Genomic DNA, 21,256 nt, shown 5'->3' with positions numbered 1-21,256 from the left:
GGTCGTCAGTCCACCTGGGCCGTCAAGCTGGCTGCCTCGATGGCTGTCGACGCTGCAGCCTCGTCGTTGTCTGAGCTGTCACCACTGATGCCGACGGCACCGAGGATGGTGCCGTCGTCGTCGCGGATCAGGACACCACCGGGCACAGGGATGAGTCGGCCGCCCAGAGTGGCAGTCGCTGCGGCGATAAAGTAAGCCTGTTGCTCCGCGCGCTCCATGATGGCTCGCGAACCCATTCCGAGGGCTAGAGCCCCGTAAGCCTTTCCTTGCGCTATCTCAAAGCGATTATTCGAGGCGCCATCCTGGCGCGCACCGGCGATGACGTGGCCGCCCGCGTCGAGCACTACCACGGTTAGCGGCTTGAAGCTCTGCTGCTCACCTGCCGCGAGGGCATCGGTGATGATGGATTGGGCGATTGCCAAAGTCAGGCTCATGATGGGTTCCTCGTCAGATTGTCAGTATGTGTTTGCTTGTGCCTGGCACGGTGCCGGTGCAGGACAGGCTCGGTGTACCCGGAAGGTTGCGCGGAGCCCGCCAAAACGAGTTCACGGGCTGCGAGGAACGCCTCCGTGTCGAACGCCGGGGACATAGGCGTGTAATCGGGGTCCGAGGCGTTTTGCTCGTCAACGACCGCAGCCATTCGCCGCAGCGACGCTTCCACCTCTTCCTTGGTCACGACGCCGTGCAGGAGCCAATTCGAGACGTGCTGCGAACTAATGCGGCAGGTGGCGCGGTCTTCCATCAGTGCTGTGCCGTGGATGTCGGGGACCTTGGAGCACCCAACGCCGTCGTTCACCCAGCGTACGACGTACCCGAGGGTGCTCTGAATGTTGTTGTCCAGCTCGTTGCGCCGGTCATCAGCGGACCAATCGATGGGGTTACCGATAGGAATGGTAAGCAGTTGGCGCAGGGTTGAGCGGCGCTTTCCGGCCAGTTCCACCTGCCGGGCATCCACATCGATCTGGTGGTAGTGCATCACGTGGAGGGTCGCGGCGGTTGGAGAGGGGACCCAGGCGCAGTCAGCACCGGCAAGCGGGTGCGCAACCTTTTGCGTAATCATGTCGCTCATATTGTCCGGGGCCGCCCACATGCCCTTACCGATCTGAGCCCGACCGCTGAACCCGCACTCCAAACCGATATCAACATTTGCGTCCTCGTAGGCCGCGATCCAGCTGGAATTACGCATGTCGGCTTTGCGGACCATCGGGCCAGCAATCATCGACGTATGGATTTCGTCGCCGGTGCGATCAAGAAAACCGGTGTTGATGAACGCCACGCGGTCCCGCGCTTCCCAGATGCACGCCTTCAAATTGGTCGACGTGCGGCGCTCTTCGTCCATGATGCCGATCTTCAAGGTGAGCGGGTCAAGGCCCAGCACGGGCTCTACAGCCGCCAACAGTGCGCAGGCCACTGCGACCTCACCCGGACCGTGCATCTTCGGCTTAACGATGTACACCGATCCGGCCCGCGAGTTGCGACCGGAGTGTGGGCCCCGCAGATCGTGTACGGAGCCAAGTCCAGTGAATAGGGCGTCGAGGATCTCCTCGGGCACCGGCGCTCCGGAAGGGTCGAGGACAGCATCACTGGTCATCAGGTGGCCTACCTGGCGGATGAGAAGCAGCGAGCGCCCGGGCAGAGTCAACTCCGAGCCGTCGGGTGCTGTGTAGGCGCGGTCAGAGTTGAGCCGCCGGGTATGAGTACCTCCCTTTTGCACGATCTCGGCAGTCAGGGTGCCCTGCATCAGTTGCAGCCAATTGCGGTAGCCCAGGACCTTGTCTCCAGCGTCGACCGCTGCTACGGAGTCTTCGAGGTCCATGATGGTTGTGATCGCTGACTCCAGCACAACGTCCTTCACGCCGGCCGGGTCGCCTGAACCGATGGCGTGGGTGCGGTCGATCAGGATTTCGACGTGAAGCCCGTGGTGTACGAACAATACTGATTCGGGGGCGTCCACGCTCCCCTGGTAGCCCGCGAGCTGCGCCGGATCGGCCAGCCCCCGCGAACCGTCCGAAGTCTCGGCGACGAGGGCACCGTCTTCAATCCGGTAGGCGATGACATCTGAGTGAGATCCTCCAGCCAGGCTGAGGTAGTCGTCCAGAAATTGCCGTCCGCGTGCGACCACGGCGGCGCCACGGGCTGGATTGTAACCACCGGTATGTTCGCGCCCTTCGGCGCTGTCAACGGCGTCCGTGCCGTACAGCGCGTCGTAAAGCGAACCCCATCGAGCGTTTGCGGCGTTGGCGGCGAACCGCGCATTCAGGAGCGGGACTACCAACTGAGGTCCGGAGACGGTTGCGATCTCTGGGTCTACGTGGTCGGTTGTGATGGCGAAGTCTTCGGGCTCGTCTACCAGGTAGCCGATCGACCGGAGGAAAGCTTCGTAGGCTTCCCCGTCGATGGGATCCGCATTTCGTGAGCGGTGGTACTCGTCGATTTTCTGCTGCATCCGGTCCCGGGTGCTCAGGAGCTCCCGTACCTGGGGCGAGAACTCTGTGATGAGCGCGGCGGTGCCAGCCCAAAAAGCTCCCTCTTCTATCCCTGTTCCAGGCAGAGCTTCGTCCCGAACAAAGTCATAAAGCTCTTCGGCGACGTTGAGTCCGTTGGTCTCCAAATAATTCGGCATCGTGCCCGCCCTCTAGAATTCTCGTAAGGTGGAAAAAATTTACCAATATCACAACCTAACCAGCGCTGCTGCGCATGTCAATGTGAAATGTCCCGCAGGCCGACAGCACCGCTTGGGATGGCGTGGAGACGCTGCTACTGGTTGAACCTGGGAAGCGCGGACTCTACAACCCGGCTCTGAACGCTAGGAGGCCTGCTGGGGCGCTATAACGGTCGGCTCCCCTTATTTCCGGGGGTTCCGCCTAGCGCTGCGAATGGAGGCCAGACCTGTGTATCCGTGTGCTGTCATAGCGGGCAGCCATTTGCATAGAGCCCAGTAGGCAACGCCCACCGGGAGGGAGCCAAGCACCGCAACAAGGGGGCCGTGGGGGAGCAGAAGTGGGTAAATGAGCCAGTGTGTGAGGTAAATGTACAGCGAGGCGGCGGCCAACCACCCGGTCACCCGGCTTAGGAAAGCAGGTACGGGTAGCGCTGGAACCCAGATGAGCAGAAGAATGCCCACGGCGACGGTGGCGTCACGAACGGGATTATCGAAGTAGCCCGGCACGCTAATGAGCGTGATTATGGTGATGGTCCATCGCTGTGGGCAGGTCCGGGCAATGGCCAGCGCCCAGCCTAGGGCGAAGAGCCAGAACACGGGTCCCGGTTTCGGTAGGCCAGGGTCTAAAACGTCGTAGCGGCTTACCAGCCCCAAGAGTACGAGACCGAATGCAAAGCCAAAAGGGGCTAGACGCTCGAGCCGGTCAGCCCAGGGGACAACCATCAGGACGGTTACGGCTGACAGAACGTAAACAAGCATCTCCACAAACCAGAAGTGCCATTGAGTGGTGACCTCCTGCGGTCCGACGATGGCGTTCAGTAGAAATATATTGGCAATGCTGTAGTCGTCGGTAAGTTGGTGTGCCACGGCAATAAAAGCCACTGACGGCACCACGATTCGCGCTACGCTCCGGAGATGGCGGCGCATCCTTGGTACCCGTTCTCCGGCGAGCTGGAAGCGTGCGAAATTGTAGCCAGCCACGGCGAAGAGCAGGTGGGCTGTCTGAAGGTCAAAGAGACCGACATGCCAGGCAACGATGCATACGATAGCGGCGGCGCGCAGCACGATCGACGTCTCAAGGAAGGCCACCAGCCCCCATCGTCTGGGTTTTCTGAATTGTTCAAGTTGACGAACGGGGATGAGATGCCAATTGGAAGGAACGGTTCCGAGAATGCGCTCCAACTGCACGGAAAGTGCTACGTAGGACAGCGAGTCCCCGTCGAGGGAGACAAAAGTGTCGTCATCGCCGACGTCGTTCCGCTCCAAAGCATCGGCGAAGATGCGACGGATATCATCCGGTTCCGCGGTGCTGGAGACGGTTGGAGCGGATACGAACGGTGGAGACGCAGTAATCCGGCCGACGGCCGGGTAATCGATCTTCCCGGAAGCGAGCCGTGGCAGGTCCTCGACTGCATGCACGTCAACCGCAGCGCGGGGAAGGCCCGTCCTGCCGGCGAGTACCTTGCTCAGCACTCCGGCGTCATGCTCACCCTGGGCGGCTACCACAAGGCCACTGTCGGTCCCTGCGGCCGCCGCCGTGACCCCGAGATCAGCGAGGATCCGCTCGACATGCCCTAGATCCACCCGCAAACCGACAATTTTCACGAACCTGCTACGCCGCCCGACGACCTCGTATAGCCCGTTCGAATGCTGGCAGGCGAGATCGCCGGTACGCAACTCGTGGATTTCGCGTCCTAACGACAGATCGGCGGGTTGTTCTGCATAGCCGAGCATGACATTGGGGCCGGTGTAGACAAGTTCTCCATTCGCTTGGCCGTCCACCGGCTCGATACGAAATGCGCCGCCTGGGATCGCAACCCCGATAGTCCCCGGATTCGCTTCGGCCAGATCCGGGGGAAGGTACGCCATGCGGGCCGTAGCCTCCGTTGCGCCGTACATAACGAAGAGCTTCCAGTTGCGGCCCTGGGCGGTGGACGCCCAGTAGTTCACCTTTTCTGGCGCCAGTCGGCCACCAGCCTGGGTGACATAGCGTAGGCACGGCAGGTCCACGTCCGCGAAGCCCACACGCTCCAACAGGTCGAAGGTATAGGGGACAGCAGCGAAGGATGTTGCCTGGCTCTCCCTGAAAAGTGTCCAAAAACAGGGGTCGACCACCGACAGATCCGTAAGTACCAGACCTGCTCCGCGCATCAGGTGGCTGTTCACGACCGACAGGCCGTAACTGTAATGCAACGGCAATGTGGTTGCTGCGCGGTCATCGGGCCCGATGCCTAGATACTCGGCGATAGCCGACGCGTTAGCAGCTAAATTCGCATACGAGAGCCGAACCAGCTTTGGGGACCCGGTGGATCCCGAGGTGCTCAGCAGCAGCGCCAGTTCGGGATGTAGCTCGTGTCGGGATCCGGGACGGCGTTCCTCGATATTCGGAGTTCCGTCACCCGGGTGCAGCACTACATCGGGATCGTAGGTAGCCGTCAAGGATTCAAGGGCCGCGGGCTTGTCCGCCGCCGTCAGTAGGAGGGAATGGCCAGCCGATAGTGCGGCCAGGTAGCCGACGAGGGAGTCCAGTGTATTGCGGGCTTCCAGCAATACCAGCCGACGATCCTCGCCCAGTTGCGCGGCGATTGCGTCTACGCGCCCGGCTAGCTCGCGGTAGGTGAGGACGCCGTCGATAGTTATGACGGCGGGACGATCACCGTGGCGGGCCAGATCAATGAAGGTAGGTTGGGGATCGGATTGTCTGGTCTCCGAAGCTACCGTCGCAGAATTGATCAACAAAAGAGTCAACCTAACTTAACTTGTGGGGATCGGTGAAGTTCGCTTTAAGGAGCCGCCCGGCGGTGGGGAGGTAATCGCGCGGTCGCCTAAGAGCAACGTCGGCATAGTACCCGCCGCGACAGAGACTGCTACCGCGGTTCCTACGGGGTGACGCACGGTGTGTGGTTGCCATGAGCGCACAGATCGCCCGGATGCCAGCCGGACATGGTGAAGCACGAACGCGCCGTGATAGTCCACCGCGGAAACCCAGGCAGTAGCATTCGGGTCTGGTCGCAAAGACACCTCGTGAGGTCGGAGTACGACGTCGACGTCCACGTCGCTGTCTGCCCATCCGGGAACGGTAGAGACAATCCCGATCTCACACGTCAACAGTGCCCGGTGAACGCGCGCCGGAAGGAAGTCAGCATCGCCCATGAAGGAAGCAACGAAACGTGTGGCGGGCTGCTCGAACACCTTTTCCGGCACGTCGGCTTGCTCGATGACGCCGTTCCGCATGACGATCACCCGGCTGCCGACCGACAGGGCTTCAGTCTGGTCATGAGTGACGAGGACCCCGGTGGTGCCAGCTTCCTTGAGGGTGGCCACGGTATCCCGGCGCACCTGCGCGCGCAGTGACTCATCCAGGCTGGAGAACGGCTCGTCGAGAAGTACGACGGCGGGCCGCGGCGCCAAAGCACGAGCCAGAGCCACGCGTTGTTGCTCGCCTCCGGAAAGCTCGTGGGGATAGCGGTCGGCAAGGTGAGACAACTGTACGAGGTCCAGCACGTCACGGGCCCTCACCCGCCGTTCGTTCCGGGATAACCGGTCGAGGCCAAACTCCACGTTGCGGGCAACCGTCAGATGGGGGAACAACGCGTGGTCCTGGAACACGAGCCCGACACGTCGCCGCTCGGGGTCCACGAAACGGCTGCCATCCGCCACAACCTCCCCGGCGACGCGGATGACGCCTGTGTCCGGCCGGTCTAGGCCCGCGGCCAGCCGCAACGTAGTTGACTTTCCGCAGCCCGAGGGGCCGATGAGAGTCACCAGTTCGCCAGCCGCGACGGTCAGGTCCAAGGCAATCACGCCCGGGGATCGTCCGTAGTGTTTGGAGACCCTTTCCAGCTGTAGAGCGGCGATGTCCCTCCCGGCGTCGGGGTGAGGCTGGAGACCCGCTGTCCGCGTGGTCATGAGTTCACCCGCCCGCCAGCCTCAGTTCGACGAGCGTGTCGGATGAGGACAAATACGGGGAGTGCTGCCGCCGCAACGATCACCAGTGCGGGCAAGGAGGCTTTTTCCCAGAAGTTTTCACGGGCGAGCTCGTAGACCCACACTGACGCCGTCGTAAACCCGAAGGGTCGCAGTAGTAGGACGATAGGGAGTTCCTTGACGGCGTCAATGGCCACCAGCATCAGGGCCACAGCCACCCCCGGGCGCGCAAGCGGCGCGTGCACGCGGACGAGGATCCGTCGCGGAGCCGCGCCCAAGCTCTGCGCCGCGAACGTGACGGTCGGGGGGATCTTCGCGAAGCTCGCATCAACGGCTTGATAAGCCGGGGCCAGGAAACGGATCACATAGGCGTAGAGGATGCCGAGCACCGATCCGGTGACCAACAGACCTGTGCCACCGGCAACACCAGCGCTCTCAACGGCGGTGTCTACCGCGGCAAAGGAGATGAGCACCCCGATGCCAACCACCGCCCCTGGAACCGCGTAACCGAAGGTTGTCAGCTGTACTGCAGCTGCGACGATCCGTCCTCCGCTCATGCGCGCCCCATGTCCCACCACTAGGGATAGCGCCGCGCAGGCCAAAGCGGTAACAGTCGCCACCAGAAGGGTGTTGACGAGGTATTCCCCGAAACGCGGATCCGCGAGAAATCCCGGATTTCGCAGAATTTCCTGGACAGCCCATGCCGAGAGTTGCAGAACAGGAATGAGGAAGCCCGCCGCGAGAGCCGCGACGCACAGCATGGTTGCCGCCCATCCCCGCGCACCGCGAAGCTGCTCCGGCTGTACGCTTTGTCCTCGCCCGCCCCGCTGATAGTAGCGGGCACGTCCACGCAGTGCCCGCTCGCTCGCCAGTACAGCAACAGCAAACAACAGCACTAGAACGGCAAGCTGCGTAGCCGCATGGAAGTTGAAAGTTCCCTTCCAAATGAGATAAATGCCGACGGAGAGAGTCTGGACGTTGAAATACTGGACGGTGGCGAAGTCTGTCAGCGTCTCCATCATTACCAGGGACAGACCCGCGGCCAGTGAAGGCCGGGCGAGGGGAAGCAATACCCGCCGCAGCGTGCGGCTTCGCCCTGCACCTAGGGTGCGAGCCGCGTCGTAGGTGTCGGCCGATTGCTCGGTGAGAGCCGCGCGCACTAGCAGGTAAACGTATGGGTACAGGGATAGGGACATTACCAGCACGGCTGTCGGTAGGGAGCGCACCTCGGGCACCCATACCCCCGACCCCAGCATCCCACGCAGGGCCGATTGTACCGGTCCAGCAACGTCGAAAACTGAAAGGAAGACGAAGCCAAGAATGTAGGCCGGGACGGCCAGGGGCATCACGAGCAGCCATACCAAGACGTTGCGAAACGGGAACCGGTAGACGGTCACGAGCCACGCCAATCCGCCGCCCAACAGAAGGGTGCCTACAGCCACCCCGATCATCAGAGCCAGAGTGTTCATCGCCATCCCACCGAGACCTCGTGGAATTGATGTGTCACTCAAGCTGCTAAGGCCATCCCACACCACAGCCAACACAGGCGTAGCGACTACTAGGGCCACCAGGATGACGACGGCGGACCAGATTGGACGGATACCACCGACCTTCCGGCGTGGTCCGCGCTTTGGGGACCTGGCTCCCGCAAGAACCGCCGCGCCGGTCACTTATATCCGGCCTCGGCGAGCAGATCGACTGCCTCGGCATTCAGGTCACCGTAGGCCCCCGCGTTTAGCGGCATCCGCTTGAATTCACCGAACGCCGCGATACCGGGCTCTGGTGACACATCGGGATTGACCGGATACTCATGGTTGCCATCCACGAAGGGGTTTTGTCCGTCAGTGGCGAGCCACTCGATAAGCCGCTGCGCGTCCCCAGGGTTGTCGGAGCCGTCAACCACGCCGGCTCCGGAAATGTTTATGTGTGTTCCTGCGCCGTCTGGGCTGGCCCAGAATAGGTCAACCTGAAGGTCAGGATTTTCCGCTAGCGTCCGGGCCAGGTAATAGTGATTGTTGATTCCCACATCACAGGTTCCGGCGTCGATTGCTTCCAGCAGCAGGATGTCGTTACTCATGATTTCGACGTTATTGGCGACCCAGCCCTCAACAATCTGCAAGGTTTTTTCCCGGCCGTGCAGGTCAATCAGGCTTGCCACGAGGGACTGTGTATAGGCGGAGGTGGCATCGCGCATGCACAGCCGTCCCTCCCACTTGGGGTCAGCCAATCCTGCGTATGTCCCGGTGCTGTCGAAGTCGGAGGGATCCACAGTATTGGGGTTGTAGGTGATTGTTCGGGCGCGCATGGCTAATCCGTACCACTGGCCCTGGGGGTCGCGGAGGTCCTCCGGCACCGCACCGTCCAGAACTTTTGATTGTAGGGGTGCCAGCTCGCCCAGCCGGGCCGCGTTCCAGAGGTTACCCGCATCCACAGTCATGAAGACATCCGCCGCTGTGTCCTCACCCTCGGCTTTGAGGCGTTCCAGGAGTTCCGCGTCATCGCCGCTAATGAACTCCACAGTGATGCCCGTCTCGTCGGTGAACTGCCCGAACGCGCCCTCAAGATCATAATGACGGGCGGAATAGATTTGGAGATCGGCGGGCGGGCCGCCGATGACGCCGCAACCGGTCAGCCCGGTCATCAGGAATGCAAGGCCTGCACCAGCGACAATAAGAGGACGGGGGAGCATTTGAGGACTCTTCTCAGCACGGGACCGTTCGGGCCACCAGAAAGTAATTTGGTAAGTAAAGCCTAACCTAATTCGACCGAGGGTCGAGCAATGGGTCTAGCGAAGGGATGAGGTTGCTCACTGACCATGCGGAATCGTGACTGAACCGCGAAGGGCCGTCGGATTCCGCGACCGTTTTCAGTCCGTCCGGGACAAGGGCGGGGGAGGAACCAGGGCGAAGTTGCCGACGTGGGCCTTGTTCAGGAATTCCCGTTGGGCAGCCGCGATCTGGTCGAGCGGGAAAACCTTCGCTAGGAGAGGGCGGATCTCTCCGCGCTCGATGTAGGAGATTACGTTAGGGAATACCTCCTCATCCCACGCGGTGCACCCGATCAGGGTAAGGTCCTTCAGATAGAACGTGCGCATATCCAGTTCGACGACCGGCCCGCCAATGGCACCCGACGATACGTACGTACCTCCCCTCCTGAGCAGGCCGAGCATCGCAGGGAAGCCGGTACCGGCGACATTGTCGATTACTAGGTCTACGCTCTCCGCGCCCAGCACGTCCAGCGGACGGTCCCGCCCGATGACCTGGTCGGCGCCGAGTGCCCGGACGAGTTCCTGCTTGGCCTCGCTGGCCATTCCGATAACGTGGGCGCCGCGCCGCTTGGCGAGCTGCACCACGGCCGACCCGACACCACCGGAGGCGCCGGTTACCAGTATGCGCGCGCCCGGGGTGATACCGGCACGGCGGACCATGTTCTCCGCAGTTCCGTAGGCGCATGGGACGGTTGCGAGTTCAGCGTCGCTCCAGTCGCAGTCAACGGTGAAAACCTCGTGCGCTGGGACCGCAACGAACTGCGCAAATGCTCCGTCGCGGTCCGATCCCAACCAGGTAGTTTCCCTCGCGGCGAAACCGTGCGTGCGCATGCACGCTCGGATCAATACCCGAGCCCCGATCACAGACTCATCGCCGCCGCGACCGACGGCGACAATACGCCCGCAGCAGTCAGCGCCCTGAATCAAGGGGAACGGGGTGACCGTATTCCAGCCCCCGTCCGGCCGCGTTGATACCTGACCCGCAACCTCCCCGGACGCATCAGAGGTCCCTTTGGTAACGGACGACGAGTACCAGCCAAGCCTGGTGTTGATATCAGTGTTGTTCATACCGGCGGCCAGAACCCGAACCAGCACCTCACCTTCAATTGGCGCAGGAACCGGAACCCGCGAAACCACGAGCCGGTCGTCGCCGCCGACACCGGTGGTAACAACCGCGGTCATCGTCTCCGTGGCGGCAGCTGTTGTAGAGGGGAGAGAAGCGACTGACATTTCCCCATTTTGCGTCACGCTTAGCGCTATTGCCAGCGGGCGTCCCGGAAGTTGGACCTGAAGCCCCACCCCCAGGCGGGACGGGCCAGCTGCCCCACAGTTGCCCCGCCGAGGGGCCAGAGGAACGAGAGCGGAACCACCGCAATCCGTCGACAACGTCATCGGGTTCCTTTCGGATCCGACGTATCTGTCGGTCACCAGGAAGGAAAGAGGGACCGCCCGTGAGGACTTACTTCGCAACGTGAACGTTCGTTGCTCCGTCGCGGGTCGTAATATTTAACCAGATACGGACTTCAGTTTCCAGAATTCGCTGTAAAGGACTATAGAACTTGTCACTCGACTCATTGCCCGTCCTGGACTTCTCCCGGTTAGCCGCAGGTCCGGAGGTCGCGTCTCAATTCCGGGAGGATCTCCGCGATGTCATGCACGACGTCGGATTCCTCTACTTGGCTGGTCATGGAATCCCGCAGGACCTCATCGATGCGATGGTTGACATTTCCCGTCGATTCTTCGAACTGCCGGAGCAACAAAAACTAGAGCTGGAAAACGTTCATAGCCCGCAGTTCCGCGGCTATACCCGGATGGGCGCCGAACTAACGGATCGGGCGGTCGACTGGCGTGAGCAGATCGATATCGGCGTCGAGCGTGAGGCTGTGGAGCGCGGGGCAGGCGTTGCTGACTACTGGCGACTGGAAGGGCCCAACCTGTGGCCGGCGGAACTGCCCGAGATGCAGCGGGTTGTTGGCGAATGGACGCAGCACCTGAGTGCGATCTCCCTTGAGCTCTTACGGGCGCTTGCCGTGTCTCTTGGCGCGCCGCAGGATAGCTTCGATGAGGTCTTTGGCTCCAGGGCTTTCCCAATGCTAAAAATAGTGCGCTACCCCGGGGGAACCGGCGACGAGCCTACACAAGGCGTCGGGTCTCATCGCGACGGTGGGGTGCTAACGCTGTTGCTCGTGGAACCGGGAAAGGGCGGACTGCAAGTCGAATACCAGGGGAAGTGGATCGACGTACCTGATGTGCCTGGGACGTTTGTCGTCAACATCGGCGAGATGCTCGAACTAGCTACTAACGGGTACCTCAAGGCAACACTGCACCGCGTTATCTCACCGACCGCCGGTACCGACAGGATCTCTCTGCCGTTCTTCTACAACCCGGCGCTGGATGCCACCATGCCTGCATTGCGTATGAGCCCGCAGTTTCACGCCGAGGCCCGTGGACTGTCGGTCGACCCAACCAACAGCCCGATCCTTGAGACCTACGGGGACAACGCCCTGCGCTACCGGCTGCGAGCACACCCAAACGTTGCTGAACATCACCACAGCGACCTGATAACGCGCCAACGGCAGCAATAGGGGACACTTCCTCTTCCGCGTGGACCCTCCTTCAAAACTGTCGGTCTGGAGTTTTCTCGCGCGCTATCAACCACTTTTGTACTATCCGTCCCCGCCCTGAAACCGGACGCTGATGATGGCACATCCACGGGCGGATGCTCCTGATAGCTGGTTTCGGAGGTGCTGCTGGGTCGGACATTTTTTGCATTGGCTAGCGCCTATCGACGGGACCAATGGCACTACTACCGAGACTGGCATAGAGCGATGATGGGAACTGGGGAACGATCAGGTTTTCCCAGCCGGACCGCTGTTGAGGGGAATGTCAATGATGTACTGGAACGGGGACATGGGGGAGTGGGGATACGCCCTGATGGGAATGAGTTTCCTGCTGTTCTGGGGCGCTGTGATCACCGGCATTGTTTTGTTGTGGCGTTTCACTGGTAATCCTGGACCGCGTGGCGGTCAGTCCAGTTCTTTGCGGATGGCAGAAGATCTACTGGCCAAGCGGTTCGCTCGAGGTGAGATCGACGAAAGCGAATATCGCAGTCGGGTCGCCGTGCTTGCGGGACGTACTGGATCTACGCCGCCCTCCTCACCTTCCGCTATTGGCTAAGGGCCGGCCTTAGGTTCCTTCGACCCGCACCAGGCTTGGGCAGCTGTAGCACCAGCCAGATACTGGCGTCCCATTTTCGAGTTAAGTCTGGAGTTTTTCAGGCTCGACTTATACCCCTCCGGGGTATAATCTATCGGTACCGACGTGGGAAGTCCGAGTCCATGAATGGGCCGCTTACTCCCTGAAGGTCCCTTGATGCGACGGCAGGCAGTGTGATGCCCCGCTGAATCTCGAATAGCCATTATCCTCGTTTTGGAAATCATCATGTGCGGCACTAAAGCTAAATTTGTTCCGGTGGCTGGCGGCGGCAGGGCTAGTTTCACTGTCTCTGGCTTGACCGGCGGTTCGTGCGTGTCCCGGGTTGGCTCTGCTATTGGAGTAATTGATGAGGTCACCGACGTTCAGATTGACCTCGTTGCGGGCGGGACCTCGAAGGTTACCGTTCTGAGCAACCAGGCCGTGTCCGCTGCTGGAGTTCGCTCCGCGGGTCCGGGACACGATCCAGTTTGACTGTAGGAGAAACTTCATGAAACACCAGACCCGCCCGAACAACGGTACCCACGCGCAGATCATGCCCACGGGGGAACTGACCTCCGCGTTGAACGCCGACCGGCACGAAGAGTACGCTCGCCCATCCCGGCCGCAGGGCGCTGATCATGAGGTGCACTCGCACGGGGAGCACGCGGGGCACTCCACCGCAATGTTCAAGAACAAGTTCTGGTTGAGCCTGATCCTGGCCGTCCCAGTTGTGCTATTCAGCCATATGTTCGCCGGGATCGTCGGCTACACGCCACTGGATTTCCCGGGTGCCATGTTGATCTCACCAATCCTGGGCACCATCATCTTCCTCTACGGTGGCGTCCCGTTCCTCAAAGGTGGGGTGACTGAACTAAAGACCCGGCAACCCGGGATGATGTTGCTGATTGCCATGGCCATCAGCGTCGCATTTATTGCGTCCTGGGTCACCACCCTCGGGATCGGAGATTTCAGTTTGGACTTCTGGTGGGAACTGGCTCTGCTGGTTGTCATTATGCTGCTGGGGCACTGGATGTAGATGCGGGCCCTCGGATCTGCCGCGGGTGCCCTTGATGCGCTAGCCGCCCTGCTGCCGGATGAGGCCGACAAAGTCACCGATGCCGGAGTCGAAACCGTCCATGTGAGTTCCCTGACCATCGGCGACGTCGTCCTGGTCCGATCGGGTTCCCGAGTGCCAGCGGATGGTGAGATCGTTGACGGGATAGCCGAGTTCGACGAGGCCATGATCACCGGCGAATCCCGCACCGTTTCGCGTACTGTCGGAGATACAGTGGTCGCAGGAACGGTGGCAACCGATAACGCGGTGCGCGTGCGAGTGACGGCCGTTGGAGCGGACACTACCTTGGCCGGAATACAGCGCCTGGTCGCTGAGGCACAGGCCTCGTCGTCGAAGGCCCAGGCCCTGGCCGACCGGGCGGCGGCACTGCTGTTCTACTTCGCCCTGTTTGCAGGCATCATCACTTTTGTCGCATGGACCTTGCTGGGCAACCCCGATAGTGCGGTGGTCCGCACCGTCACGGTCCTGGTCATTGCTTGCCCCCACGCCCTAGGGCTCGCAATCCCGCTCGTGATCGCAATCTCGACCGAACGCGCGGCAAAGTCGGGGGTGCTGATCAAGAACAGGATGGCGCTGGAGCGCATGCGCACCATCGACATCGTGTTGTTCGATAAGACCGGAACCCTGACCGAAGGGCGACACGCCGTCACGGCCACCGTTACCTCTGGTGAAGTCAAAGATGATGAGATGCTGGCCCTGGCGGCGGCGGCCGAGTCTGACAGCGAGCACCCGGTGGCTCGGGCCATCGTTCGGGCGGCCCAGCACAACCAGGAATCGGTGGCATTCGGTTACCGTGGCAGCGGGTTTTCCTCGACGACTGGTCTTGGTGTGCGGGCGACGGTCAACGGGTCCGAGATCGCCGTTGGGGGGCCAAACATGCTCAGGCAAGTTGGCCTAGAGTCCCCTCCGGACATGATCGTTACCGTTCAGGAATGGGTCGGCCGCGGAGCTTCTGTGCTGCATGTGGTTCGCAACGGCGCGGTCATTGGGGCAGTGCGGCTTGAGGATCGGGTGAGGGATGAGTCTCGGCCCGCCGTGAAGGCGTTGCAGGACCGGGGTGTTAAGGTCGCGATGATAACCGGTGACGCCCGCCAGGTCGCGGACGCCGTCGGGCTGGAGCTTGGCATCGATGAGGTCTTCGCGGACGTCTTACCTCAAGATAAGGATTCCAAAGTCGCCGAATTACAGTCCCGCGGTCTGAAAGTGGCGATGGTCGGCGACGGCGTGAACGATGCTCCCGCCCTGGCCCGCGCCGAGGTGGGGATTGCCATCGGTGCCGGTACCGATGTCGCCGTGGAGTCCGCCGGCGTAGTTTTGGCGGGCAATGATCCACGATCGGTTTTGGCGATGATCGACCTGTCCAGGGCGAGTTATCGGAAGATGATTCAGAATCTGGTTTGGGCAACGGGATACAACCTGTTTGCTGTGCCGCTGGCCGCCGGGGTGCTAGCTTTCGCTGGCTTTGTGCTGTCGCCTGCGGCAGGGGCGATATTGATGAGTGTCTCGACCATTGTGGTCGCGTTGAACGCGCAATTGCTGCGCAGGATCGACCTGAGACCGGAACGCCTCACCAGCACCTAGCAGTGTGAGAGGACGACCGGGTACCGTCCGCGATTGGATGAAGAGGCAGGCCGTTCACTAGGCTGGAGAAAATAGGGGAATGAAAGGGAGCGGCGGTGTCAGGCACCATCGGGCTGAAAGTAGTGTTCGACCTGTCGCGAACAGTTCTGACCTTTCTGGGATTTGTTGCAATCATCGTCGGAATCCTCGCGGTGCATGTGTGGATGGGAGGTCACGGCCCGTCAACGCACGGTGTTACAGCCCGGGACGCCCCAGCTCATGGCGTCGCGCTCTCGGCCAGCCCCGCGACATCGACCTCCGGATCCGCGACAGCTATGAGCGGTTCGCACCAAGTCCAGGCCCTTGCGGGCCACGCCGCGGCCGCAGAAAGGAACACGGGCAACGGTGAATCGGCACCACTTTGCCTGGGGTCTTGCGGGAATGATGGAGCCGCACTAGGGATGTGCCTCCTGGCGGTAATCATGGTCGTCGTGCTGGTGTCCCTGGTACGTTCCGGACGGCTCGTACCCGGGTCGGTGCTGCTGCGCGGTCCACCACTTATCCGACTGCAACCCCTCTCGATCCCTGTTCCTTCGCTGACTCAACTCTGTATCAGCCGGACCTAAAACACCGGCACTCGACCTTGTGGTGTGCTGAGCGATAAGGCTCCCACCCAACGGCATCGTTATGCCCATCGAGGGCATTTCTACAGACTTTCATCAGATGAATTCCAAAGGATCAGATCACTATGAAGCGTTACCTTTCCCTTTCTGTACTGAGCGTTGCTACTATCGTCACCCTCGCTGGCTGCGGCAGCGACACCAATCCCGCGACTTCGGTGGACGAACCATCGGCTTCCACCCCGGAAACAACCTCAGCCGAATCCACTGCCGAGGTATCGCCCGAGCACAACGACGCCGACGCGATGTTCGCTCAGTCGATGATTCCCCACCACCAACAGGCGGTCGAAATGAGCGACGTGATGCTAGCCAAGGACAATGTCAGTCCCGACGTCGTCAATCTGGCCACCCGGATCAAAGAGGCACAGGACCCCGAGATTGAAACCATGACCAGCTGGTTGGAAGCGTGGGACCGGCCGGTCATGCCCGAAGGTGGGATGGCGGGCCACGGCATGGGATCCACCGGTGGTGTGGACGGAATGATGGGCCAAGACCAGATGGCCGACCTTGAAGCCGCGGAAGGTGACGATGCGGCCGAGATGTTCCTCGAATCGATGACTGAACATCACATCGGCGCGGTGGACATGGCCCATGAAGAAATCGACAACGGAGAGAACCCCGAAGCAATTGCGCTCGCCGAGACGATAGCGGAAACCCAGCAAGCGGAAATTCAGGAAATGGAAGAACTGCTCGCCGGATTCTAGCCCTGCGGGTGTTCCACCGGATGAGGAGGGCAAAAATTGGCCCTCCTCATCCTTAGCCAGCCATCAAAATCGGCCCAACCATTGATCTGATGGGTTTTACCGCGGCGGGAAACGGAGACTTCTACGCATCCGGGCATCCGGGGCCTGGATCAGAACTTCCCGACCCGGTCGGGCTCATTCGATCGACCGACCAGGGGCAAAGCTGGCAGCCGCTATCCCAGCAGGGCGAGTCCGACTTCCATGCCCTCGCCGCCACCGACTCCGGGATAGTGGGATTCGACGGTCAGCTCCGGATCAGCGACGACGGAACCTCCTGGGACTTCGTCGATGGACAGATTCCTGCGTTCAACCTCGCTGCAACACCCCGTGACGGTACTGTTCTCGCGACAACCGAGGGAGGCCTGCAACGTTCCACGGACAACGGCGAGACGTGGGCTGCCGTACCTGGAGCGCCCCTCCTCATGTTGACCGCCCTTTCTGAAGGTATTGCTGCGGGAATTACACCTGAGGGCCAGATCCATACCAGCCGGGACGCAGGTTTGACCTGGACGAAACAAGGTATAGTTTCCGGTCAGGCAGCGGCGATCACAACCCACATGCTTGACGACGGCTTAATGCGGATCTGGGTCGCGACCGAAGACAGAGTCCAGGTTTCCAACGACAACGGGCGGACCTTCACGAACATTCGATCCAACCACCAGTAACCGCCCGGACCGGAGGGACGACGGTTCAGAGAATCGGTATCGTTACTTCGTTCGAAGGACGTGGAACCTGATCGCCCCCTGGGCAATCCCTGGGAACCGTTACCCTAATGTGACTTAAATACCAGGGTGGGGTATTCTTTTTCGAGTGATCCTGGCACCCCGCCGAGATCACACTCCCGAGCAGAATGCCGAGCCCTGCCGCTGCTCCGGGAACCGTTCGCACAATCCAGATGGCAGGGACGGGGGAACCACGTTTCCACCGGGCCACCGCACACGGTGACCCTCGGGGTTAAGTCGATCCGACTATCCAGTGCATGACCTACGTCGTTCGCGATGGCAGGAATAGTGCACCGGTGGCGGCCGGCCGGGTGACTCCCATCCGAACCCGACAGCTCACCCCGCAGGCATGGGAGAGGCAAACCACCATGTCACGTACGTCCATCCCGGCACGTCACCGCGCCGCCACCAACCACTCCATCGCCCTCGAGGGCCTGGCCCAGTCAGCGAAGTCCAACGCCGTCGCACTGGGCAAACCAGCAATCATCGCAGCCGCGACCGGCAGCCTTGTCTTCTCGGTCGGAGCTACCGCCCACGCCGGAACATACACCCAGGACGCCGGAAACACAGCTCAAGCAACAACCATCTCAGCGCCCGCTGCTGCCGCGGGAGCTCACACGGTCGTCGCCGGCGATACGCTTGGGGCGATTGCCTCACGGAACGGCATCAGCCTTGACAATCTGCTGACGCAGAATGGCCTGTCCTACGCCTCCATCATCTACCCGGGGCAGCAGATCCAGCTCGCAGGCGGCGCGGCCCCTGCCGCCGATCCCGCTACCGTTCCGGCACCATCCGCACCTGCACCGTCCGCGCTTCAAGCGTTCGCCCCAGTGGCTCCCGCCGCGGCACCGACGGCTGCGGCACCGGCGGCTGCGCCGGCAATGATGGCTCTGGCTTCCGGTTCCATCACCCCGATTGCATCAGACAGTCCTTCCACTCCAGCGAGTGGCGTTGGCGCTGCACTGGTCGCTTCGGCTTACGGCCAGCTTGGGTCCATTCAGGATTGCACCATCCTCGTCGAGCAGGCACTACGCTCCATCGGCCTGAACGTTGGCGACCTTGGACCGCTGCAGTTTGACCAGTATGGAACCCGGGTATCAAGCCCCGCGCCCGGTGACCTCGTCGTCCGCCCCGGCCACATTGCGATCTATGTGGGGAACGGGAACGTCATCAGCAGCGGCATGAACGGGGCCAACCTCACCATTGAGCACCCGCTGTCCGACCTCGCCGGATCTTACTTCGTCCGAGTCAACGGCTAACACCGAGGCCGTACGGATATCCTCCGTAAGCCGAACAAGAGTGGCAGGTGCCCTGAACGGAGGGCATCTGCCACTTTTGTGTTTTACTAACTCATGCCTGACCTGATCTGAATAGTCGTTGGGTATCAGCGTTCGAGAAGCTCAGCGGGAGTCGATGAGGATTTCGGCCGCTCGGCGGGCTTGCCCTGCGGGTTCGATGGTGCCGCTAATCGCGGCGGTGGTTTGTGCGCCTTCCGCCAGGATGGCCAGCTGAGCGGCAAGTTCCTCGGTTCCACCGGCGTCGGCGACCAAGCGGGATAGGTACTCCTGAAAGGAGCGTTTATGTAATCGGGCTATCTCGGCAACTGCAGGCGAAACGGCGCCAAGCTCCCCGAAGGCATTAATAAACCCGCAGCCCCGAAATGAGTCGGTGGCAAACCAGTCGGCGAGATAATCGTAGACGGCCAGCAGGCGTTCCCGTGGGGACGTGGCGCGGTCTACAGCAGACGTGACGCCATCGGTCCACAGCTGGTGCCGGTACCGGAGCACCGCAAGCACAATCGCCTCTTTAGATGAAAACAGCAGATATAGCCGCTTCAGGGATACGCCAGAGGCCTCTCGCAAATCATCCATTCCTACAGCCTGGATGCCGCGCCCGTAGTACAGCGAGTCAGCGGCCTCGATCACCCTGTCGCGCACCTTTCCTTCGTCCATTGTCCCAGTGTACTTGCGGCGGAACCGCCGTTCCCGTAGTGTCGGTAGTATCCTGAGAACGCTCGTTCTCATCCTATTGGAAGGATTCGCTTGATGCCGTACATCACCGCCGGATACGAAAACTCGGCCCCAGTTCAGCTGTACTTCGAGGATCACGGAGACGGCCAGCCGATCGTTCTGATTCACGGGTATCCCCTTGACGGGTCGTCATGGGAGAAGCAAAGCTCGGCCCTTCTTGATGCTGGCTACCGGGTCATCACCTACGACCGAAGAGGTTTTGGTAAGTCCTCCAAACCCACCACTGGCCATGACTATGACACCTACGCCGCTGACCTGCAGGCAGTCCTGGAATCGCTCGATCTGCGTGATGCTGTCCTGGTCGGATTCTCCATGGGAACCGGCGAAGTGGGACGGTACCTTGGCACCTACGGTTCAGACCGCGTTACGAAGGCAGTATTCCTCGGTTCGCTTCAGCCCTTCCTACTGAAGACCGAAGATAATCCTGCTGGGGTTTCTCAGGAGGTGTTCGATGGGTTGCTTGCGGCAGTCAAGTCGGATCGGTACGCATTCTTTACCAACTTTTTTGATGACTTCTTTAACACCAAAGACAACCTCGGCGCCCGGCTTAGCGAGGAAGCACTCGCAGCAAACAAGAACCTTGCCTACGCGGCTTCTTCTCACGCCTCTGTATGGGCACAACCCACCTGGCTCACCGACTTCCGTGCAGACGTCGCCAAGATCACTGTGCCCTCGCTGATCGTGCACGGTACAGCTGACAATATTTTGCCGATCGACTCGACAGGACGGGAGTTCCACAAAGCCTTGCCTGAGGCGGACTATGTGGAGATCGAGGGAGCCCCTCATGGCATGCTTTGGACCCATGCCTCAGAGGTGAATGATGTGCTCCTTCGCTTCCTTGACAAGGAACTGACAGGAAACGGGGGCGAAAAATGACCGAACAGTACATCCTCGAGCGCGCCCAGCAATTGCAGTCGTTGCACACCGCACCGGAGATCCTGCGGGTTGTCAACGTTTGGGACGCCATCAGCGCCACGACTGTCGCAGCACTGCCTGGGACCAAAGCGATCGCCACGGCTGGTCACTCAATTGCCGCCTCCTACGGTTATGCCGATGGCGCCATGCCTTTGGACACGGCACTGGCCGGGGTGAAAACGATCGTAGACGCCGTTGCCCTTCCCGTTACAGCCGATCTTGATGACGGATACGAAAACCCGGCCGAGACGATACGCCGAGCGATCGGGCTCGGCGTCGTTGGCGCCAACGTCGAAGACCGACTGCGACCCTTCGATGAATCCGTCGCCCGCGTGCAAGCCATCATCGCCGCAGCCAACGACGAGGGCATCGCGTTTCAGTTGAACGCGCGCACGGACGCGATTGCACGTGCCGGTGACCGCCCAATGAAAGACAGCATCGACGACGCAATCCGCCGAGGTCGAGCTTTCCTGGACGTCGGGGCAGCCCTGGTATTCGTTCCCGGAGCGCTGACCCGTGACGTCATCGAGCCCCTCGTCGACGGATTTGGAAAGGGACGGCTATCAGTGATCGGAGCCCCCGGCGCCCTGACAGCAACCGAGCTGCAGGAACTCGGTGTCGCCCGCGTCTCCTACGGACCCTTCACTCAACGGGTTGCATTGCGAGCACTTCGGGACCTCGCCACCGATTTGTACGGGGCCGGCGTAATTCCGGTCGACACCCCGGCCCTGAACTAAGCGCCGAACAGTGGCGGCTGAAGGTTTGAGCGCTTGTTTAGAGCTTCAGCCGCCACTCTGCCACCTTCTGACGTCCACCTTCTTGTGTCAGAGGCAAAAAGATCTCACCTGGCTTCCCCGTTGGGACCCTCGCTTACGGACCGGGTCCGGCGAGGTCTCAAGATTTTCCAAAGGTTTCCGTATCATCCTGTCTTCAGAGCAACGTGGGGCGGACGCAATGTGGTGGTTCGCGACACCTAGTTA

At 61.2% G+C, this 21,256-nt stretch carries 17 protein-coding genes, 1 pseudogene and 1 riboswitch; of the genes and pseudogenes, 10 read left to right on the top strand and 8 right to left on the bottom strand.

What is annotated here, in order from left to right; all coding sequences use genetic code 11:
• Positions 1 to 5: 5 nt before the first annotated feature.
• From ACX80A_RS11010 to ACX80A_RS10980, 7 genes are all read right to left on the bottom strand, one after another.
• A complete protein-coding gene (locus ACX80A_RS11010) occupies positions 6 to 434 on the bottom strand; it encodes a GlcG/HbpS family heme-binding protein (protein WP_459259743.1) in 429 nt (142 codons plus the stop codon).
• Positions 431 to 2,623: a malate synthase G gene (locus ACX80A_RS11005; protein WP_459259742.1), complete on the bottom strand. Its 2,193-nt coding sequence runs from the start codon at positions 2,621 to 2,623 to the stop codon at positions 431 to 433. Before ACX80A_RS11005 ends, ACX80A_RS11010 begins: the two co-directional genes overlap by 4 nt.
• A 222-nt stretch (positions 2,624 to 2,845) precedes the next feature.
• Positions 2,846 to 5,398, bottom strand: a complete 2,553-nt coding sequence (locus ACX80A_RS11000; RefSeq protein ID WP_459259741.1) for an AMP-binding protein — start codon at positions 5,396 to 5,398, stop codon at positions 2,846 to 2,848.
• A gap of 18 nt (positions 5,399 to 5,416) precedes the next feature.
• A complete protein-coding gene (locus tag ACX80A_RS10995; RefSeq protein ID WP_459259740.1) occupies positions 5,417 to 6,571 on the bottom strand; it encodes an ABC transporter ATP-binding protein in 1,155 nt (384 codons plus the stop codon).
• Complete coding sequence (locus ACX80A_RS10990; protein ID WP_459259739.1) at positions 6,568 to 8,058, bottom strand: ABC transporter permease; 1,491 nt, start codon at positions 8,056 to 8,058, stop codon at positions 6,568 to 6,570. The genes ACX80A_RS10995 and ACX80A_RS10990 overlap by 4 nt, the downstream gene beginning before the upstream one ends.
• A gap of 197 nt (positions 8,059 to 8,255) precedes the next feature.
• The gene (locus ACX80A_RS10985; protein ID WP_459259738.1) at positions 8,256 to 9,278 is read right to left on the bottom strand and encodes an extracellular solute-binding protein; all 1,023 of its coding nucleotides are present in this window, start codon (positions 9,276 to 9,278) and stop codon (positions 8,256 to 8,258) included.
• Positions 9,279 to 9,455: 177 nt separating this feature from the next.
• Positions 9,456 to 10,586: an alcohol dehydrogenase family protein gene (locus ACX80A_RS10980; RefSeq protein ID WP_459259737.1), complete on the bottom strand. Its 1,131-nt coding sequence runs from the start codon at positions 10,584 to 10,586 to the stop codon at positions 9,456 to 9,458.
• A 329-nt stretch (positions 10,587 to 10,915) separates the two neighbouring features.
• On the opposite strand from ACX80A_RS10980, the gene ACX80A_RS10975 reads away from it, so the two are divergent.
• The 8 genes and pseudogenes from ACX80A_RS10975 to ACX80A_RS10940 all read left to right on the top strand — a co-directional run bounded on the left by ACX80A_RS10975 (position 10,916) and on the right by ACX80A_RS10940 (position 18,590).
• Positions 10,916 to 11,941, top strand: a complete 1,026-nt coding sequence (locus ACX80A_RS10975; protein WP_459259736.1) for an isopenicillin N synthase family dioxygenase — start codon at positions 10,916 to 10,918, stop codon at positions 11,939 to 11,941.
• 304 nt (positions 11,942 to 12,245) lie between these two features.
• Positions 12,246 to 12,533, top strand: a complete 288-nt coding sequence (locus ACX80A_RS10970) for an SHOCT domain-containing protein (RefSeq protein ID WP_459259735.1) — start codon at positions 12,246 to 12,248, stop codon at positions 12,531 to 12,533.
• Between the two features lie 264 nt (positions 12,534 to 12,797).
• On the top strand, positions 12,798 to 13,043 hold the full coding sequence (locus tag ACX80A_RS10965) for a cation transporter (RefSeq protein ID WP_459259734.1): 246 nt from the start codon (positions 12,798 to 12,800) through the stop codon (positions 13,041 to 13,043).
• A gap of 190 nt (positions 13,044 to 13,233) precedes the next feature.
• Positions 13,234 to 15,207: pseudogene (locus ACX80A_RS10960) on the top strand (heavy metal translocating P-type ATPase).
• A 95-nt stretch (positions 15,208 to 15,302) separates the two neighbouring features.
• Entirely contained in the window at positions 15,303 to 15,812 is a 510-nt protein-coding gene (locus ACX80A_RS10955; protein ID WP_459259733.1) for a hypothetical protein, read from the top strand.
• A 122-nt stretch (positions 15,813 to 15,934) separates the two neighbouring features.
• Positions 15,935 to 16,570: a DUF305 domain-containing protein gene (locus ACX80A_RS10950; protein ID WP_459259732.1), complete on the top strand. Its 636-nt coding sequence runs from the start codon at positions 15,935 to 15,937 to the stop codon at positions 16,568 to 16,570.
• A 62-nt stretch (positions 16,571 to 16,632) separates the two neighbouring features.
• Positions 16,633 to 17,274, top strand: a complete 642-nt coding sequence (locus ACX80A_RS10945) for a F510_1955 family glycosylhydrolase (RefSeq protein ID WP_459259773.1) — start codon at positions 16,633 to 16,635, stop codon at positions 17,272 to 17,274.
• Positions 17,275 to 17,482: 208 nt separating this feature from the next.
• Positions 17,483 to 17,696: riboswitch (cyclic di-AMP (ydaO/yuaA leader) on the top strand.
• 3 nt (positions 17,697 to 17,699) lie between these two features.
• Positions 17,700 to 18,590 (top strand): C40 family peptidase, encoded by an 891-nt coding sequence (locus ACX80A_RS10940; RefSeq protein ID WP_459259731.1) that lies wholly within the window; start codon positions 17,700 to 17,702, stop codon positions 18,588 to 18,590.
• Between the two features lie 141 nt (positions 18,591 to 18,731).
• On the opposite strand, the gene ACX80A_RS10935 is transcribed toward ACX80A_RS10940, so the two are convergent.
• Positions 18,732 to 19,283 carry a TetR/AcrR family transcriptional regulator gene (locus tag ACX80A_RS10935; RefSeq protein WP_459259730.1) on the bottom strand — a complete coding sequence of 184 codons (552 nt, stop codon included), beginning with the start codon at positions 19,281 to 19,283 and terminating at the stop codon, positions 18,732 to 18,734.
• A 93-nt stretch (positions 19,284 to 19,376) separates the two neighbouring features.
• On the opposite strand from ACX80A_RS10935, the gene ACX80A_RS10930 reads away from it, so the two are divergent.
• Complete coding sequence (locus ACX80A_RS10930) at positions 19,377 to 20,237, top strand: alpha/beta fold hydrolase (protein WP_459259729.1); 861 nt, start codon at positions 19,377 to 19,379, stop codon at positions 20,235 to 20,237.
• Positions 20,234 to 21,013 carry an isocitrate lyase/PEP mutase family protein gene (locus ACX80A_RS10925; protein ID WP_459259728.1) on the top strand — a complete coding sequence of 260 codons (780 nt, stop codon included), beginning with the start codon at positions 20,234 to 20,236 and terminating at the stop codon, positions 21,011 to 21,013. The genes ACX80A_RS10930 and ACX80A_RS10925 overlap by 4 nt, the downstream gene beginning before the upstream one ends.
• Positions 21,014 to 21,256 lie beyond the last annotated feature (243 nt).

The organism is Arthrobacter sp. TMN-50 (genome assembly GCF_054511125.1).
Note: the sequence above shows the minus strand (reverse complement) of the source record. Positions and strands in the feature narration are given on the sequence as shown.